15 protein-coding genes and 1 pseudogene are annotated in these 17,824 nt (G+C 66.4%); all 16 read right to left on the reverse strand.

From position 1 onward, the window contains the following. Positions 1–6: 6 nt before the first annotated feature. The gene (locus tag LIP_RS09320) at positions 7–1,416 is read right to left on the reverse strand and encodes an extracellular solute-binding protein (protein WP_082726092.1); all 1,410 of its coding nucleotides are present in this window, start codon (positions 1,414–1,416) and stop codon (positions 7–9) included. Positions 1,417–1,489: 73 nt separating this feature from the next. Then, entirely contained in the window at positions 1,490–2,794 is a 1,305-nt protein-coding gene (locus LIP_RS09325) for a Gfo/Idh/MocA family protein (RefSeq protein WP_068137248.1), read from the reverse strand. 69 nt (positions 2,795–2,863) lie between these two features. Then, positions 2,864–3,697 (reverse strand): carbohydrate ABC transporter permease, encoded by an 834-nt coding sequence (locus LIP_RS09330; RefSeq protein ID WP_068137252.1) that lies wholly within the window; start codon positions 3,695–3,697, stop codon positions 2,864–2,866. After that, positions 3,697–4,629: a carbohydrate ABC transporter permease gene (locus tag LIP_RS09335; RefSeq protein WP_082726093.1), complete on the reverse strand. Its 933-nt coding sequence runs from the start codon at positions 4,627–4,629 to the stop codon at positions 3,697–3,699. The genes LIP_RS09330 and LIP_RS09335 overlap by 1 nt, the downstream gene beginning before the upstream one ends. 105 nt (positions 4,630–4,734) lie before the next feature. Further along, on the reverse strand, positions 4,735–5,937 hold the full coding sequence (locus LIP_RS09340; RefSeq protein ID WP_158509611.1) for an ABC transporter substrate-binding protein: 1,203 nt from the start codon (positions 5,935–5,937) through the stop codon (positions 4,735–4,737). A gap of 196 nt (positions 5,938–6,133) precedes the next feature. Beyond that, positions 6,134–7,372, reverse strand: coding sequence for an ROK family transcriptional regulator (locus tag LIP_RS09345; protein WP_158509612.1), 1,239 nt, complete (start codon positions 7,370–7,372; stop codon positions 6,134–6,136). A gap of 336 nt (positions 7,373–7,708) precedes the next feature. After that, positions 7,709–8,800 (reverse strand): NAD-dependent epimerase/dehydratase family protein, encoded by a 1,092-nt coding sequence (locus LIP_RS09350; RefSeq protein WP_198409481.1) that lies wholly within the window; start codon positions 8,798–8,800, stop codon positions 7,709–7,711. Further along, the gene (locus LIP_RS09355) at positions 8,797–10,155 is read right to left on the reverse strand and encodes a UDP-glucose dehydrogenase family protein (protein ID WP_068137260.1); all 1,359 of its coding nucleotides are present in this window, start codon (positions 10,153–10,155) and stop codon (positions 8,797–8,799) included. Before LIP_RS09355 ends, LIP_RS09350 begins: the two co-directional genes overlap by 4 nt. Before the next feature lie 201 nt (positions 10,156–10,356). Then, positions 10,357–10,839 (reverse strand): DinB family protein, encoded by a 483-nt coding sequence (locus LIP_RS09360; RefSeq protein WP_068137263.1) that lies wholly within the window; start codon positions 10,837–10,839, stop codon positions 10,357–10,359. A gap of 63 nt (positions 10,840–10,902) precedes the next feature. Beyond that, a complete protein-coding gene (locus LIP_RS09365) occupies positions 10,903–11,586 on the reverse strand; it encodes an HAD family hydrolase (protein WP_068137266.1) in 684 nt (227 codons plus the stop codon). Between the two features lie 74 nt (positions 11,587–11,660). Further along, the gene (gene dgt, locus LIP_RS09370; protein WP_068137269.1) at positions 11,661–12,875 is read right to left on the reverse strand and encodes a dGTP triphosphohydrolase; all 1,215 of its coding nucleotides are present in this window, start codon (positions 12,873–12,875) and stop codon (positions 11,661–11,663) included. A gap of 276 nt (positions 12,876–13,151) precedes the next feature. Continuing rightward, positions 13,152–13,759 (reverse strand): annotated as a pseudogene (locus tag LIP_RS09375) (SDR family NAD(P)-dependent oxidoreductase). Then, positions 13,702–14,742 (reverse strand): PfkB family carbohydrate kinase, encoded by a 1,041-nt coding sequence (locus LIP_RS09380; protein WP_082726096.1) that lies wholly within the window; start codon positions 14,740–14,742, stop codon positions 13,702–13,704. Before LIP_RS09380 ends, LIP_RS09375 begins: the two are co-directional and overlap by 58 nt. Positions 14,743–14,840: 98 nt before the next feature. After that, positions 14,841–16,001 carry a pyridoxal phosphate-dependent aminotransferase gene (locus LIP_RS09385; protein WP_068137280.1) on the reverse strand — a complete coding sequence of 387 codons (1,161 nt, stop codon included), beginning with the start codon at positions 15,999–16,001 and terminating at the stop codon, positions 14,841–14,843. Between the two features lie 41 nt (positions 16,002–16,042). Beyond that, entirely contained in the window at positions 16,043–16,867 is an 825-nt protein-coding gene (locus LIP_RS09390) for a carbohydrate ABC transporter permease (protein ID WP_068137283.1), read from the reverse strand. 3 nt (positions 16,868–16,870) lie between these two features. Beyond that, the gene (locus tag LIP_RS09395; protein ID WP_158509614.1) at positions 16,871–17,782 is read right to left on the reverse strand and encodes a carbohydrate ABC transporter permease; all 912 of its coding nucleotides are present in this window, start codon (positions 17,780–17,782) and stop codon (positions 16,871–16,873) included. Between the last annotated feature and the right edge of the window lie 42 nt (positions 17,783–17,824).

Raw genomic sequence — 17,824 nt, forward strand, 5'->3', positions numbered from 1 at the left:
GGTCCCCTACGTGCCCAGCGCCAGGTGGTGCTTGGGGATCTTGGCGTCGTTGCGCACGGAGGTGGCCGCCTGCTCGAGGCGGCGAGCCCACTCCTCAGGGCTGATCTGGCCCTGCAGCAGCGCGGCGCCCGCGTCCACCATGGCCTGCCAGATCTGTGGGTACCAGATCTCCACCGTGTTGCGGAAGTCGTAGGTGGCCTCGGTCTTCGCCAGCAGCGCCACCGCGCTCCGCACGGCCTCGGAGGGGAGCGCCTCCTCGCTGCCGCGCACGGCCAGCGGGGCTCCCGTGGCCTCTACGATGATGCGGGCCATCTCGGGCGAGGTCATGAACTTGAGGAACTCGCCGGCCAGCTCCGGGTTCTTCGCCTTGGACGGGATCAGGAAGTTGGTGGGCTGATCGCTCTCCACCGGCAGGGCCATCACGCCGTCCGGCCGCCCGAAGGACGGGAGGGTCATGGCCCGCAGCCGGGTGGTTGGTGGCGTCACGTTGGCCATCTCGCTGGGCAGCCAGCTCCCCACGGGAAGCATGGCCGTCTGGTCCAGCACCAGGAGCATCTGGGACTCGGTGTGGTTCGCGCCCTCCCATCCGGGCGGGAAGTACTCCCGCGCCGCGTCCTGCCAGATGCGGGCCGCCTGCACGAAGGCGGGGTGCTGCCAAGCGCCCGGCTTCAGGTTGAACGCGTCCTCCAGCACCTGCATGCCGCCCAACCGGGCCACGGTGGGCAGCAGGAGCCCGTAGTTCAGGTACTGGAAGTCCACGCCCTGCACGCTGATCGGGTAGTAGCCAGCCTGCTTGATGGCGTCCGCCACGGCCACGAACTGCTCCCAGGTCTCGGGGACCTGCCAGCCTTCTTTCTGCCAGAGGGCCTCATCGTACCACCAGGAGAAGATGTTCATGAACAGCGGCATGATGTAGTAGTGGCCTTCCCACGCCATGGGCGCCCAGAGGTCCTGAATGAAGGTGTCCATCCAGCGGCCCTCCTGGCCGACCGCCGGGCTCCCCAGCAGATCATCCAGCGGCTGCACCTGTCCCTCGTAGATGGCCGACCAAACGTCGAAGCCCCAGCCGGGAGCCACCAGATCCGGGGGATTGCCGGAGATGAAGCGGGGACGGAGCTGCTCCCATACCCGCGGGTTACCCCAGACCTCTACCTTCACGCCCGGGTGCTCCTGCTCGAAGCGGGCGGCGATCTCCTTCAGCCACTCGATCCCGTAGCCGCCCTGGAACGCTGCGATCTCCAGGGTCGCGCCTGCCTGTGCGGATGCCTGGACGGTGAGGAACGGGCCGAACATGGCGACCACGGCCACGACCGCAACCAGCCTGGATAGCCTGCCCAGCAACCTTCTCGCCCTCCTTGAAAGGATGGTGGTGAGCGACCCGTCGAGCAGGTCCACGAAAAGCGTATCATTGGACATGGAAAAGGGCAACCAGGTTTCCCGCCCGTCCCTGGCTGCCCTTCATCCCATCGGTCACGTGGTTCGGCGATCCTTAGTCGCTGCTGCCCGCGGACGAAGCGTTGCGAACCACGGCGCCCCGCACCCGCGCCTCCTCCGCCGCGAAGGCCATCATGTGGCTCTCCAGCGACTCCGCCAGCGAGGTGAGCGCCTCCTCGGGCGCTCGCCCCGCGCGCCGGGCCTCGAGCCGCCGAACGAACGCCTCCATGAGGCCCTCATCGCCCCCCGCGTGACCGGCACCAGGCCCCACCTGCACCGTCTCGTGCCCCGAGCCCGGATCCCTTCGCGGTAGGAAGCTCCGCACTTCGATCTCGCCCTTCTCGAGGTGGCCCCGGATCTCGCCCTCGGTGCCCATGAGCTTCAGCGTGCGGGTGTTCTCCTCGGTGAAGCCACAGACGGTGAAGGCGGCAGTCACCCCGCCCTCGAACTCGATGCTGGCCACCTGGTGGTCCACCACGTCGTTGTCGCAGCGGTAGACGCACCGCCCGTAGGGGCCAACCCGCAGCGCCCGCAGCCGTCCTTCCCGGCTGAAGTCCCGGGTGATCACCGAGACGGGCCAGCCCGTCCAGTCCTCCAGGTTCTCCACGTAGAAACGGACCGCATCGAAGGGGCAGCGCTCGGAGGCGGGGCAGCCGTCGGTGCAGCGGGCCGGTGCGCCTTCGGGCGCGTTCTCGGCCCGGAAGTGGACCAGCGACCCGAAGGAGGCGAGGCTTCGCCACGAGCTCCCGACCAGCCAGCGGAGCATGTCCATGTCGTGGCAGGACTTGGCCAGGATCATGGGGCTCGAGGTGGCGGCCTGCCGCCAGTTGCCCCGCACGTAGCTGTGGGCGAAGTGCCAGTAGCCCACGTTCTCCGCGTACTGAACCGACACCAGCCGCCCGATGCGGCCCTGGTCCAGAAGCCGCTTCAGCGTCGAGAAGAAGGGCGTGTAGCGGAGCACGTGGGCCACGGTCACGCTGCCGCCCTTCTCGGCGCGAAGGCGGTCCGCGGCCTCGGCTACCCGGAGCACCTCCTCCCGGGTGGGGGCGATGGGCTTCTCCAGCAGGATGTCGTAGCCCAGCTCCATGGCCCGCAGGGCCGGCTCCACGTGCAGCCGGTCCGGTGTGGCGATGACCACCCCGTCGGCCAGGCGGGGCTGGGCCAGGACCGCCTCCCACGAGGCGTACCGCCGTTCCGCCGGAATCCCGTGCCGCTCGCCCAGCTCGTTCCGGCGCTCCTCGCTGGGGTCCGCCACGGCCACGACCCGCGCGAGGTCCGGGTGTTCCAGGCACCAGCCGGCGTACGCATCCCTTCCCCGGTTCCCCGCGCCGATGACGGCCACCGTGACGGGTGTCTCCACGCGAACCACCTTCTCTGCATGAATGTCGGTCCTTCTCGTGCGCCCACTCACAGGAAGAGAGCCATGCTCTCAGGTCTTCACCGCTCCGGCCGTCAGGCCGCCTACCAGATACCGCTGCACGGCCCCGAAGGCCAGCGCTGCCGGGACGACGGCGATGGTCGAGGCGGCCATCATCTCATGCCAGAAGACGATATTGTAACCGGAGAAATCGTAGAGGGCCAGAGGAATGGGGCGCAGCTCGCCCTTCGTAAGGAACGTCAGTGGGAAGAGCAGTTGATCCCACCCGAGGATGAAGGCGTAGATCCCCGCCGCGGCGAGACCCGGTGCGGCCAGCGGGAGAATCACTCGGGCCATGGCACTGAAGCGGCTGCACCCATCCACCATAGCGGCTTCTTCCAGTTCTCTGGGGATCGTCCGGAAGTAACCGTGCATCAGCCAGATCACCATGGGCATGGCGAAAGCTGCACTGGCCACGATGACGGCCGTGAGCGTGTTCAGGAGGTGATAGGCGCGCATCGCCCGGTAGAGCGGAACGACGAACACCACCGGAGAGATCATCTGGGTGGCCAACACGCCGAAGAGGAAAGCGTCCTTCCACCGGAAACGGAAACGACTTGCCCCGTATGCGGCAGGCGCGCCCAGCCCCACGGCCAACAGGCTGGTAGAGACGGCGATCACCACGCTGTTGCGGAAGGCACCGGCGAACCTGTAGTCACCGCTCCAGACGTTGGCGTAGTTCTGCCATTGAGGCCTCACTGGAAAGAGGTCCGGTGGCCAGGCGAAAACCTCGTCGAAACTCTTGAGGCTCGTGCCAATCATGACAACCACGGGAAGCAGCATCGCACCGAGCAGGACGATCAATGCCAAGTGCCGCCCCGCCAACGCCACGGATCTCCATCTCATCAGACCTCTCCTCCCTTCCGCAGCACCCGCCAGTAGACCAGGCTGAAGGCCATGAGGATGAGGAAGATGATGGCCGAATAGGTCGAGGAGACCCCGACATCGTATCGGCCGAAGGCTTCCTTGTACGCGTGGATAACGAGAATCTCCGTGGCACGCACCGGACCGCCCCGCGTCAACGTCTGGATGATGTTGAAGGAGTTGAACGTCCAGACGACGGATAGGTTCGTGGCAACCCCCAACACCGGGGTCAAGAGCGGCAGCGTGATGTCCCGGAACCGGCGCCACGACGTGGCTCCGTCGACGGCGACCGCCTCGTACAGTTCCCTAGGAATGGACTGCAGGCCTGCCAGCATCACGATGGCCATGAAGGGTATCCCGAACCACATGTCCACGATCATGGTGGACAGAAGGGCCGTCGATGGTGAGCCTAGGAAGGAGACGCGTTCATCGACCACCCCGAGCATGAGCAGGAGGTAATTCAGATACCCGTTCTCGCTGTTGTAAAGCCACTTCCACACGATCGCTCCGATGACTTGAGGGGTCGCCCAAGGAATGAGCAGAAGGACCCTGTAGATCCCGTTCCCCCGGAAGGAGCCATTCAGCAATAGAGCCAGAGCAAGGCCGATCAGCGTCTTCCCGAGCACAGAGCCAACGGTCCACACAACCGTTCGCCCAAGGGTCGCCCAAAACGAGGCGTCCCCCAACACCAAACCGTAGTTGCTCAGGCCGACGAAACGACCACCCGCCGCGGGCCGGACAAGCGATTCCTCGAACAGGGAACCCCAAAGGGTTGTCGCCAACGGGTAGATGACGACCGCGAACAGGAAAACCAGAGCCGGAGCGAGGAAGAGGATCAAGGTCCGCTGCTCCGATCCGAGCCGCCAGGGGAACGGGGGAACCCTTACTTGGTCGACGTTCGCGGAGGACTTCATTACGCCACACCTCCCCAGGCAAGCCGTTGCGTCGTGTCATCATGTCGTCTCATCGTCCCGCCGTGCGGTGGGGCCGGTGCGACGTACGCACCGGCCCGCCCTTTTTCAGAGTTCTGCAGGCACCAGATTCTGGCGACGGAGTTCGGTCACTGCGTTCTTCACTGCCTCCTCGGGTGTTCGCAACCCAAGAAGGACCGACTGGACCATGTCGACGATGACGTCCTGGAACGGCTCCCACAGCGCCGGTTGCGGCTGCGACGATCCGTACTGAGCCATGTCCACAAACGTCGCGAAGTACGGATTGCCCTTGAACTCAGGGCGTGCCGCCATGTCGGGTCCCTGAGGTACGAGCCCGCCGATCAGGTCGCGCTGCACCTGCTCTTCCTCCGTGGTGATGAAGTCGAGGAAGGTCACCGCCGCGTCCAGGTTGTCCGTTCCGGCCCAGATGCCTGTGCTGTCCGAGACCACTTCGGTGGCCGTTCCCGCGGGGCCGGCTGGAACCTTCGCGGATGCATAAGGGACCTGGTCGTTTTCCGGAGGCAGACCCGTAGCCCTTCCGCCCCACGGCCCACTGATGAACATCGCGATTCTCCCCGAGCGGAAGAGGTCCGGTAGCTGCTCGCGGTTGTACTCCAGCGGATTCGGCACGACCTTGTGCGTCCTGTAGAGGTCGACGTACTCCTTGAGTGCTGCAACCGCTTCGGGGCTGTCGAGGACCACGTTACCCGCCTCGTCAAACACCCTTCCGCCGTAGCTGAAGAGGATGGTAAAGTACTGGGACAGGGTGCTGACGTGGTTCGCTCCACCGATCCCGAAGCCATACATACCGGGATGCTCCTTCTGGATCTCTAGAGCGGTCGCGACCAGTTCGTCCCACGTCTTCGGAGGCGCTCCGACGAGGTCGGTACGGTAGATGAGAGCCTGCGTGCTATATGCCCTGGGTAGGGCGTATAGCTTCCCCTTGTACGTGACGGTCTTCAGCAGTGCCGGGTAGTAGATCTGCCCCTTCGTCGTCCCGAAATACTCGTCCAACGGGAGCAATGCGCCCATCTCAGCGAATTCCGGGATCCAACGCGAGCCCATCTGGATCAGGTCGGGGGCATCGTCGGCCAAGACCATGTTGACGATACGATCATGAGCGAGGTCCCAGGGAACGTCGATCACTTCCACGCGGATCTCCGGATGAACCTTGCTGAACCGTTCCAACTGCGCCTGCCAGGTCTGCCGTGAGACCGGTTGTTCGCCACCCGGATAGAGCCACGTGATGGTCGTCTGCGCAGCAGACGCCCCAGGCACCAGCAGGGACACCGCCAGAGCGCCTACGAGGACGATCGCGCCGAGGAAGGTCCATCGACCACTTGGCCGTGCCATTGTCCAACCTCCCCTTTGATGGATGGTGTGACGTGCACACTTGATCTTGCGGGCATCGTTACAGGTGCGTGCCCATACTCCCCTTCAGCGGTCGCTCCAGCATCGAGCCACCCTCGCTGGTTGGCGCGCGCCTTCACACATGGCCCAACAGCCTCTGCACTGCAAAGAAGCTCGCTCCGGCCAGTCCCGCGTCCGGTCCAAGGGCCGCGGGAACGAAGCGGACTTCTTTCTCTCCGGGTTGGAAGACATTGGATCGCACATCGGAAACCAGTTTCTCCATGCCCCATGGGTGGAGGAGTCGCATGAGGTGCCCGCCGACCACGACGAGGTCGGGATCGAGCAGCGTGACGAGGTTCGAGACCGCGATCCCAAAGTAGTCCAGCGCGTCTTCGAAGACGCGGCGGATGTTGGAATCCGAAGTCGCCAAACGCCATAGAGACTCAACCTGCGCCGTCTCGCATGCGGTAGCCGCTGGGCCGGCATCCCGGCCCGCCCTTCGCTGCTGGAGGACCCCGGCTCGAGACACGATCGCAGCCTCGCTTGAGTAGACCTCAAGGCAGCCACGTTTGCCGCAAGGGCAAGCCAACCCGTGTCGCTCGACGGTCATGTGCCCCAGTTCGAGCGCGCTTCCCTGGGACCCTTGAAGGGGCTCTCCTTTCTTAATGAGACCTGCCCCGATACCCGCCGGCTCTATGGCCACCATGAGCATGTGATCGCGTTGCGATCCGGCTCCATACCGGAACTCGGCCAGTGCGCGAGCGTCCATGTCGTTCATGACCCACACAGGGAGCTGCAGCTCTTGGCTCAGGGGTTCTGCTATCGGCACATCCCGTAATCGCAGGCCCGCCGAATGGACCAGTGTCCCAGAGTGAACGACACCGCTCACCGATACAGCCGCCCCAATGACCGCTCCAGCGCGCCTGGTTCCCCCTCCCACCTGCGAGGTGTGGCCATCAGACCAGTCGTCCACCAGCTGCCTACCCATACGTGCCATGGCGCCCACCAGATCACCAGCGTTCAACCGCGAGGATTCCGCGTTGAAGGGGTGGTGGCGGGTTTCCAGCACCTGGCCCGTTGCCGTCAAGAGGCCCACGCGTATGCTTTGGGGTGCCAACTCGTAGGTGAGCACCGACCAAGCCTCGGACGACAGCTCCAGAACAGCCGCCGGACGGCCGACCCCCTCGGTCCAGGCTCCAGACTCGCGAAGCAAGCCGTGTTCCATGAGGCGCTGCACCGTTACCGAGATGGTCGCGGACGAGAGGCCGGATCGTCGTGCCAGGGCACTTCGAGTCCAACCATCTTTGCGGTGCAGCAGGCGAAGGAGCTGAAGTTCGCTACCCTCAAAGCGCCACGGAAATCCAATCTCGGTCATCACGATCTTCCTGCCCCCGTCGTTGGTCGCCATCTCGCGTTGGAGGAAGAGCATCCGCAACCGTTACTTTGGGCGCCGAATTATCGGCAACCATCAGCCCCTCAGTCCAGGAGCTCACGCACTGCAACCTTGCCCTGTTTCGGGCGCGCCGGCGGATAGCCGCGCCAGGGTTCCGTGTTACTTCCTTCGTTGCCCGACAAAACTTCCCTCCTCGATCCATCCGATCCTTCTTTAGTCCGTCTAATCTGAGACTTACGGCCAGACATGTCGCCCGGGCTTACGACAAGCGAAGAGGTCCCTCCGGACCTCACCCTCAGGCAAGTACGGCCGTCCGCCTCAGCGTTCCATCCTTTCATCGTCGAGCCACCGGGCAAAGCGGGCCAGGCCTTCCTCCAGGGAGACCCGCGGCGCGTACCCCAACTCCCGCCGGGAGCGGGTTAGGTCCGCCCAGGTTCGGCGAACGTCGCCCACCTGCTCGGGCAGCCGCTGCAGGTGGGGCTCGCGCCCCACGGTCCTTGCCAGCAGGTCCACCAGCGCGTCGAGACGGACGGGCCGGTCGCTCCCCAGGTTGAAGAGGCGGAAGGGAGCTTCGCCTCCGGGGAAGGCCCGGAAGGCCAGCGCGGCCAGGATGCCGTCCACGATGTCGTCCACGTACGTGTAGTCCCGCTCGGAGGAGCCGTCACCAAAGACGGGCAGCGGCTCGCCCCGGCGTAGCAGCCAGGCGAACTTGTGGATGGCCAAGTCCGGGCGCTGGCGGGGCCCGTAGACCGTGAAGAAGCGGAGCGCCACCACGGGCAGCCCGTAGCAGGCACTGAAGCTCTCGCAGAGCGCCTCGCCCGCCGCCTTGGTGGCGCCGTAGGGCGAGGCCGGCGCCAGGACGGGATCCTCCTCGGAGAAAGGCACCTTCCGGTTCCCCCCGTAGACCGAGCTGGACGAGCCGAACGCGAAACGGGAGACGCCGTAGCGGCGAGAGGCCTCGAGGACGTTTACCGTGCCCATCACGTTCACCGCGGCGTAGGTGGCCGGGTCCTCCACCGAAGGGCGCACACCCGCCCGGGCCGCCAGGTGGACCACCGCCTCGGGCCTGCCTTCGGCGAAGGCCTGCTCCAGCGCCTGCACGTCGCGGATGTCAGCCTCCACCAGCCGATAACGGGGGTTGACGAGGTGCGGAGCCACATTCAGGCGCTTCACGGCGGGATCGTAGAAGGGATCGAAGCTGTCCACCACCGTCACCTGCGCCCCCGCGGCCAGCAGGCGGTCCACCAGGTGGCTCCCGATGAAGCCCGCCCCGCCCGTGACCAGGAACCGGGAGTACGGCAGTGGGGCCGCGGTGGATCCGGAGCGGGCCGGCTCCTCCTGGGGACGATTCCGAGGTCCCGAGAGCGGACTTCCCGGACCGCCCGCAGCCCTCATCGCGTTTTCGCTCACCGCCCGATCCCCCAATACCGGAAACCCAGACGGGTGAGCAGATCTCGGTCCAGCACGTTCCGCCCGTCCACCACCACGCGGTCGCGCATCTGCCCGGCCACGGCCTGCCAGTCCACGTGGAGGAAGGCTTCCCACTCGGTCATGAGCACCACCGCGTCCGCGTCCCGGGCGGCGGTCAGGGGCGAGTCCGCATACTCCACCGCCAGGTCCGGGTTCTCCCGCCGGGCCCGCTCCATCCCGACGGGATCGTGCACCCGCACCCGGGCACCCAGCTCCACCAGCCGGCGGGCCACGTCCAGCGCGGGCGCGTCCCGCAGGTCGTCGGTGTTGGGCTTGAAGGTGAGCCCCCAGAGGGCGACGGTGCTCCCCCGCACGACCTTCAAGGCCTGCTGGAGCTTCTCCACCACCGCCCGGCGCTGGCGCTCGTTCACCCGCAGGGTGCCGGCCGCCAGGGGCAGCTCGTAGCCGTACTGCTCCCCCAGGGCCAGGAGGGCGTGCACGTCCTTGCCGAAGCAGGAGCCACCCCAGCCAGCGCCTGCCCCCAGGTAGCGGAGGCCGATGCGCCGGTCCAGCCCCACCGCCCGCATGACCTCGGTGACGTCGGCCCCCACCCGCTCAGCGATGCCGCCGATCTCGTTGGCGAAGGAGATCTTCATGGCCAGGAAGGCGTTGGCTGCATACTTGCAAAGCTCGGCGCTGGTAGGCGTGGTGGTGAGGAAGACGGGCAGCGCCTGGCCATCGGGCCGGGGAAGCCCTGTGGGCGGGGTGAAGGTCTGCTCCAGGATCGGCTCGTAAAGGGCCCGCATGCGGTTGACCGCCCGATCGCTGGCCGCCCCCACCACGATCCGATCCGGGTAGAAGGTGTCGAAGAGGGCCGAACCCTCCCGGAGGAACTCGGGGTTGGAGGCAACGCTCGGCCTGGCCTCCACCCCCCGCCGCTCCAGGCCGTCCCTTATGATGGACTCGACCCGTCTTGCGGAGCCCACGGGGACCGTCGACTTGTTGACCACCACCGTGCCGGCGCCGGCAGGAAGGACCTCGGCAATGGCTGCCGCCGCCTCCTCCACGTAGCGCAGGTCCGCGTCGCCGTTCTCCTGGGGCGGCGTCCCCACACAAATGAGGAGCACGTCGGCCCCGGCGGTCTCGGGGGTGAGCGCCACGTCGAAGTGCATGCTCCGGTACGTCTCACCCAGCAGCTCCGCCAGCCCGGGCTCGTGGAAGGGCGGGCGGCCGGCGCTGAGGGACCCGACCACCGCAGGGTTCTTGTCGACGCAGGTCACCTCGTGGCCCAGGTAAGCCAGGGCGACCGCGGTGGTGAGCCCGACGTAGCCGGTGCCGACGACGGTTACTCTCATGAGGGGCGAGGCCTCGCTTTCAGGCAAGGATCCCGCGGAATGGCCCACCCGCGTGGGCCCACGGGTTCGTCTCGGGCCGCTGGCCGAGGCGGGCGCCGGCGAGGCGGCACCACGTGACGCCTTTCGCCCTCGAACCACCATTCCCTTCAGGAGCAGGGTCCCATCCGGTCCGGGTCGGCTGGCTGCAGGAACGTACGTCGGCTATGCCCTGGGCCACGCCCCCAGCGCCCGGCGCACCACCACCAGCTGGCCCAGGTGGTACGCGTTGTGGTCCGCCACGAGAAGTGCTTCCCGGAGCACCGTCTGGCCGTCGCCGTGGGGGATGGGCGCGAACAGGTCCGTGGCGGGGTCCGAGACCAGGTCCTGGACGGCCTTCAGGTCCTGCCGGAAGGCTTCCACGCTTGCATCCCACGCCCCCCCGCCCGGCGGGGCGTCGCCCTCGGGCCAGTAGCCTTCGGGCCAGTCGGGGGAGACGTAGGCCGGATCACGGATGAAGTCGAGGATGTCCCGCTGCGCGATCCGTATGTGCTCGAGCAGCCGCCAGGGCGTGTGCGGAACCCCCTCGGGCCTGCGGCCCCGAAGCTCGGGCGGGAGGTCCGCCACCGCCTCGTCAAAGCTCAGGTGCGCCCCGCCCCCGCGCAAAAGATAGAGCACGTGGTCTCGCAGTGCGCCGTCCCTTTCCATACGCGATCGCCTCCTAGGCTCTCGACCATCGGCCCGTTGACCGGCAGCCGCGAGACCCGCATCTCATGCCGCCAGGTGGGCCTGCAGCCAGCGCAGTAGATCCTGCGGCCGCCCGATGCGGAGGTCCGGGACCAGGTCGGGAGGAACGGCCGACGCCCCGTACCCGTAGGCGGCCAGGCAGCTCCTTGTGCCGGCCGCTCGGGCCGCCCGAAGATCGCCCTCCGTGTCGCCCACGAAAAGAGCCTGGCCGGGCCGCGCCCCCACCCGCTCCAGCGCCCGCAGCAGCAGGTCCGGCGCCGGCTTGGGCTCGAGGCCGTCCTCGAGGCCTTGAACCACGTCCAGGTACCGGCTGAGCCGCAGGTGATCCAGGATGTGCTGGGCCATGGGGCTGCGCTTGTTGGTGGCCACACCCACTGCGAGGCCCGGAAGCCGTTCCTTCATCCGGGCCAACTCCGCCAGGAGCTCCGGCACGCCCTCGAAGGGCGGGCTCATCCGGGGTGCGATCTCCCAGTAGTGGCGGCGGTAGGTCGCGACGAAGCGGGCCAGCTCGTCCGGCGGCAAGGGGCGGCCCATCCCCTGGAGCATGGCGTCGAAGGCAAGGCCGATCTGGGCGACGATCTCCTCATCGTCGGGCGCGGGCGCAAGCCCCAGCTCCTCGAAAGTCCTTTGGAACGCCTTGACGATGCCCCCCTGCGAGTCCAGGAGGGTCCCATCCAGGTCGAAGACGACGGCGGAAACGGAATCCACATAACCTCTCCTCTGCTGGCTTTACGGCTCGTGATCCGTCATCCATCGGGTCGAGCGTCTCACGGAAGGGGCCGTCACGTAAGGTGATGCCCCATGGCCCGCTCACGCGGGTCGAAAAGCTCGGCGTAAAGGTCCAAGGCACCCCGGTCGGTGAGCGAGGCCAGGAAGAAGGCGATCTCCCTGGGGCGATCGGCCTGGGCGGCCCGCTCCCAGCGCTCGAAGTGAAAGGCCGGCATGATCCTGGCGTTGGCCAGGATCCGCTCGAAGAGCTGGGTGACCAGGAAGCGCTCCTTCTCGTTCTGCCGCACCACCAGCGGGTGGCTGTAGACGTGGTTGAACAGGAAGCGTACCAGCTCCTGCACCTGACGGCCGGTGGTCTCCGTGAGGGCAACCAGGGGCGCGTCGAGCTCCACCGCCTCCTCGAAGCTTCCGACACCTGCAGCCCCCGCCCGCCCCGCCGAGGCCGCCGCCGCCTCTCGCAGGACCCGGTCGATGAAGTGCCTCCGGGCCCGGCGTGCCAGGAGCCGCTCCACCTGGCGAGACGGCCAGCCGCGGGTCAGCTCGTGGGCCTCCACCTCCTGCTCGGCCAGCTCCCAGCAGACGTGCCAGGGCTCGAGCTGGGGCTCCAGGCGGAGCCTCTCCGGCTCCAGGAGCCCCGCTTCCAGCGCGTCCTGCAGGTCGTGGCCTGCGTAGGCCACCACGTCCGCGAGGTTGACCACCTGCGCCTCCAGGGTGGGCTGTGGGTGGGGGTCGAAGCCGGGCACGGGCACGTCGAAGGGCGTCGCGTGCCGGGCCACGCCCTGCCGGGTGGCGAAGGTCAGGTTGAGGCCGGGGCCGTCGGGGTACATGAGCTCCAGCTCGTCCAGCACCCGCAGCGAGTGCTGGTTGGAATCCCAGCCCCGACCGTCGCCGGTGGCCCTGAGCGCGGCGTCGAGCGCCTGCTCGCCCGCGTGGCCAAAGGGGGTGTGCCCCACGTCGTGCCCCAGGGCGATCGCCTCCGCCAGCGGCTCCCGCAGCCCCAGGAGCCGGGCGAGGGTCCGGGCGATCTGGGCCACCTCCAGGGTGTGGGTGAGGCGGGTGCGGTAGAAGTCGCCCTCGTTTATCAGGTAGACCTGGGTCTTGTGCTGCAGGGCTTGGAAGGCCTGGGCGTGGATGATCCGGTCCCGGTCCCGGTGGTAGGGCTCCCGGGGATCGTCGTCGCTCACAGGGCGGAGCCGGTCGGTCCAGGGCGGGCCCTCGGGCGCCGCCAGGCGGGCCAGGGCGGCTGGCGAGGTGGATCGGCTCTCCACACGCTCCCCCCCCGTGGATGCACGCTTTCTCATATACTATACCATCCACTTGGGGCTACCGCATCTTGAGGCTACAGCATCAGCCGCCCGCCGTTCACTTCGGTCATCTCGCCCACGATGTGGCTAGCGGCCGGCATGGCCAGGAAGGCGATGACCGTAGCCACCTCCTCGGGCGTGCCCGGCCGGCCGGGATGCCGGAGGCCAGCGCCCGGAACTGCTCCGGGGTGGAGTAGCACTGGTGGAAGGGTGTGTCGATGATACCCGGCGCCACGGCGTTTACGGTGACGCCGCCCGCCGCCTCGCGGCGAAGGCCTTGGTCAGCGCGTGCACCGCCGCCTTGGCCGCCGCGTAGTGGCCGGCGCCGGGGCCGGGGCCGCCGCCCGTGTGCGCGGCAATGGAGCTGATGTTGATGATCCGCCCCACCCCCGCTCGCGCATGGCCGGCAGGAACGCCCGCGTCAACAGAAAGCGGCTGGTCACGTTCAGGTCGAAAACTTGCCGCCAGAACTCCAGGCTCACCCGGGCGGGATCGACCCGCTGCAGCATGCCCCCGGCGTCGTTGACCACGACGTCCATACGCCCCACCCGGCCGACCGCCTCGCGCGCCAGCGACTCGGCCGCTTCCGGTAAGGTCAGATCCGCCCGCAGCAGGTGGCAGCGCCCTCCCTTGCGCTGTATCGCCCCGGCCAGCGACTCGGCCTCGGCCTGCAAGGCGCTATAGTGAAGACCTACCTGCGCCCCCAGCTTCGCGAGTTCGAGGGCCGCCGCCCGCCCGATGCCCGTGCTCGCCCCGGTGACCAGGGCGGTCCGCCTTGGCAGCTCCGCCCTCAGCGTTGCACACCCGCCGATTCGCCCGCGGCCACCGCCTCCAACTCCTCGGGCCAAACCGGACAGAAGTCCCCATTGACCGTGTTCTTCAGTGCCATCATGGCGCTACCGTATCGGACGGCTTCGCCCAAGGACCTGCCCTGTCGTATCGCCCACAAGAAGCCTGCCGCGTACGCGTCCCCCGCCCCCAAGCGATCGATGGTCACCACTCCGCCAGGTTGGTCCCAAAGCGCACGCTCGCCTTCCCGCCAGGCGATCGCCCGCCACTGGATCGGTGCGTCGGCCTCACGACCGGCTCGCCGTCCCCCACCTATGGGCGTGTGAACCACGCTGACTGCCCGCAGATTGAAGCGTTCACCAAGCCAAGCGGGCAAGTTCTCCGGGGGGATCTCCGGGGCGCCCAACACCCGCACCGCGTCGGGTACAGAGGTGAAGAGCACCTCCACATGTTCCAAGAGCGGCAGGATCGCCCGCCGTGCCTCGTCCGGAGACCAGAGCTTCGCCCGATAGTTGACGTCAAAGACCGCGGTCGCTCCGGCCCGGGCGGCCGCCTCGAGACCCGACCGGACCCCGGCCAGTGGCTCGGGCCCCAGCGCGGCGGTGATGCCCGTGGTCAGGAAAACGCCTCCCGGCTCCAGAAGCCCTTCCCACTGGAAGCGAGACCAGGGATGGCGGCTGAAGCTGGATCCCTCTCGGTCATAGGTGACCACCCCAGGTCGGGGCGGCACGCCGGGTTCGTAGTAGTAGACGCCAACCCGACCTGGCGCCGCGAGATCTCCTTCGACCCGCACCCTGTACGCGTCGAGCATCCGCCGCACTAGAAGACCCAGGGGCGAAGGCGGCAACGCCGTCACGTAGCAGACCGAGTCACCGAGGCTTGCCAGGTCGGCCGCCACGTTCAGTTCCGCCCCACCGGGGTGGATCCGGAACGACCGAGCTTCCCAGAGGCGGTCTCCCTGCGGGACGGAGTAGCGAAGCATGGGCTCTCCGAAGGTAACAACCGCGGGCCCTCGGCCCTCACATTCATTCCGCAAGACCATGCTACCGCCCTCCGCTTTCCCTTGGAGACGCACGCGCCGCGAACGCCGCGGCCTGCTGTCTCAGAATCGGGTGTGCCCGTTATCTCCCCGGCACCGCGTCACCGAAGCCGGTCGATCAACCGCACCAGGCCCGCCACACCCTCGGCCACTGTCGATCGGTCCGTGCAGAACGAAATCCGAATGTGGGACTCCGCCAGCGAGCCGAAGGTATCCCCTGGCGCAACGGCCACTCGCTCCTCCGACAAGAGCTTGAGCGCGAACTCCCTTGCTTCCACTCCGCATGCTGAGATGTCCACCAACATATAGAACGCCCCGGCCGGGTGTGTTACCGGGATGGCGGCCTTCTGCAGCTCCGCGACGATCAGGTCCCTGTTCGCTTTGTAGTAAGCAACCATCGCGGCGATCGAATCCTGTGGTCCCTCCACCGCGGCTTTCGCCGCCCTCTGGGAAACAGCCGGCGGGCACGAAACTAAGGTCTCCGATACCTTGGTGAAGAGATCGACCAGTGGCCCGGGCACCACCGAGTAGCCCACCCTCCAGCCTGTCATGCAGTACGTCTTCGACAGGCTGTTTACCGTGATCAACTGCTCAGGCGGGATTGACGTGTACGCCATGGGGGTGTGGTCGCCGTCATACGTGATGTGATCGTAGACTTCGTCGCTGACCACGAACAGGTCGTGCCGGCGTGCGAAGGCCGCGAGCTCCTCGAGCTTCTCAGGCCGGAGCGCGGCACCCGTCGGATTCCCTGGAGAATTGATGATGATCGCGTCGGTCTCCGGCGTGACCAGCCCCTCTAGCTCGTCGATCTCCGGCTCGTAGCCCTTCTCGACGCGCAGCGGGTAGGGAATCGGCTCGGCTCCGATGTAGAGTGCCTGCGCGGTGTAGTTGGGCCAGCCCGGATCGGGAATCAGCACGCTGTGCCCCTGCCGGACGATTGCTCCCAGTGCTACGGCGACCCCGAAGACGCCGCCGACGGTTAGGATGACGTTCTCGGGGCGTACCGTCCACTCGGGATAGGTCGCCTGGCAATAGGCCGCCAGCGCCTCCCGCACATCCCTCATCCCGACGTTCGGCGTGTAGCGTGTGTACCCGTCGCGAAGCGCCTTTGCGCCGGCCTCCACGATATGCGGCGCGGTCGGAAAGTGAGGCTGCCCCACCTCCAAGTGCATAATACCCTCACCTATCCGGTCCGCAGCGTCCATGATGAGGCGAATGCCTGATCTCGGCAACTCTGTCGCCCTTTCGGCATACGAAGCCATCTTCTGCTACCTCCTCGCTCTGCACACAGACCACAAGCTCCCTATTCCTTCAGCGCTCCTTCCACAAGACCCGACACGATGTACCGCTCGAAGATGACGTAGAAGGCAACCGGAAGCAAGATGAAGATAGAGGTCATAATCATCAGTGAGCGCCACTCGATAAGGAACTGGCCCATGAACGAGGAGAGGCCCACGCTAGCTACCCAGTTCTGAGCCGTATTAGTGAAAGTGTAGCCAAAGATGTACTCGTTCCATGCATCAAAGAAGGTCAGGATTGCTACCGTCACCAGGGCAGGACTCGCGAGCGGCAGCACGATGCGGCGGTAGACCCCCATCCGGGAGCTCCCGTCAATGAGGGCGGCCTCCTCCAGTTCCTTGGGCACTCTCTCGAAGAACCTGACCAGGATCCACGTGGAAAGCGGAAGCGTGAGAGCCGTATCCGCGAGGATCAGGACCCCGAGGGTGTTGATCCAGCCAAGGTTGCTGAAGATGCGGAACATAGGCGTCACCAACAACGCCTGAGACATCATTTGGGTGCTTAGAACAAGGAGCAGTACCAAGTTCTTCCCCTTGAATGGGAGGCGCGCCAGCGCGTAGGCGCCCAAGCTGGAACAGATCAGATTGACTGCCACGGTGCCGCCGGCGACAAAGAGGGTGTTCCCCATCCATCGCCAGATCAGGGGGTGCTCGAAGACCTTTACATAGGCTTGCAACGAGAAGTCCGTCGGCAAGAACGGGGGCGGGTAAGCCAGAGGGTCTCCCATCGTCGTCCGGATCATCCAGTAGACCGGGAAGACTACCACGAGGGCTGCCAGGAGCGAGAGCCCGATCTGAAGCGTTCGCAGGAGGTTCCGGTGCGCAGGCATCAGCTATTCCTCGCTTTTCCGCATGATGAAGAAGTACATCCCGGTCAGGACCAGAAGGATCAAGAGAACCACGGAGCCCATGGCATACGCGTAGCTCTTGTTGAGGTAGTCGAACGCGGTACGGTATACCCCGATCACCACGGTCTCGGTCGCCCGCCCCGGGCCGCCGCCTGTCATCAGGTACAGAATGGTGAAGCGTTGGAAGGACCAGATCACCGTCAGGAGCACCAGCACGCTCAGAATGTTCCTGAGCCACGGCAGAGTGATGCTGCTGAACTTGCGCAGCCAGCCAGCCCCATCCATGTCGGCCGCTTCGTACAATTCGGCCGGCACGGACCGTAACCCCGCTAAGATGACGAGCGTGTGGAGGGGGAAGAGGCGCCAAACGCTCACCGCGGAGACAGTGTAGAGGGCAAGCGACGGGTTCGTCAGCCAGCCCATCGGAAAGTCCGCCAGCCCCAGGCTCATAGCCGCGTAGTTAACGATGCCGTACTGGGGATCGAGCATCCATTTCCAGATCAAGGTCGCTGCAACATCCGGTACGGCGTACGGCAGGGTTAGCAGGATCGCCATCACCCGGGCGCCGCGCCACTTCACATCGGCAAAGAGCGCCGTGGCAAAGCCTACGGCGAAGATTCCCGCACCGTAGATCACAGTGTACCGCACCGTCAAGAGAAGGCTGTGCCAGAACTTACCATCGCCCCACAGGGTCTGGTAGTTCTCCAGGCCGACGAAAGCTCCTCGATTGTCGAAGAAGCTAAGACGTATGGCCGTGCCAAGTGGATAGACAAACACGAACAAGATGATCCCGACGAGGGGAAAGATCAAGGCGTACGGAAACAACTGGCCGCGCCTCTGCACCAACCGCCGCCCGTATGGTTGTACCTCCACCGTCTTCGTAGCCGTTGTGGTCACGTGTGCCACCTCGGTTTCAGAGTCTCAGCCCTTATCGGGTAG

The sequence above is a fragment of the Limnochorda pilosa genome (assembly GCF_001544015.1).
Lineage (GTDB): Bacteria > Bacillota > Limnochordia > Limnochordales > Limnochordaceae > Limnochorda > Limnochorda pilosa.

Coding starts and splice junctions, on each gene's coding strand:
- LIP_RS09380 (WP_082726096.1), bottom strand. CDS start 14,742: ATGGTCTTGCGGAATGAATGTGAGGGCCGAGGGCCCGCGGTTGTTACC.
- LIP_RS09320 (WP_082726092.1), bottom strand. CDS start 1,416: ATGTCCAATGATACGCTTTTCGTGGACCTGCTCGACGGGTCGCTCACC.
- LIP_RS09360 (WP_068137263.1), bottom strand. CDS start 10,839: ATGGAAAGGGACGGCGCACTGCGAGACCACGTGCTCTATCTTTTGCGC.
- LIP_RS09355 (WP_068137260.1), bottom strand. CDS start 10,155: ATGAGAGTAACCGTCGTCGGCACCGGCTACGTCGGGCTCACCACCGCG.
- LIP_RS09385 (WP_068137280.1), bottom strand. CDS start 16,001: ATGGCTTCGTATGCCGAAAGGGCGACAGAGTTGCCGAGATCAGGCATT.
- LIP_RS09345 (WP_158509612.1), bottom strand. CDS start 7,372: ATGACCGAGATTGGATTTCCGTGGCGCTTTGAGGGTAGCGAACTTCAG.
- LIP_RS09335 (WP_082726093.1), bottom strand. CDS start 4,629: ATGAAGTCCTCCGCGAACGTCGACCAAGTAAGGGTTCCCCCGTTCCCC.
- LIP_RS09330 (WP_068137252.1), bottom strand. CDS start 3,697: ATGAGATGGAGATCCGTGGCGTTGGCGGGGCGGCACTTGGCATTGATC.
- LIP_RS09390 (WP_068137283.1), bottom strand. CDS start 16,867: ATGCCTGCGCACCGGAACCTCCTGCGAACGCTTCAGATCGGGCTCTCG.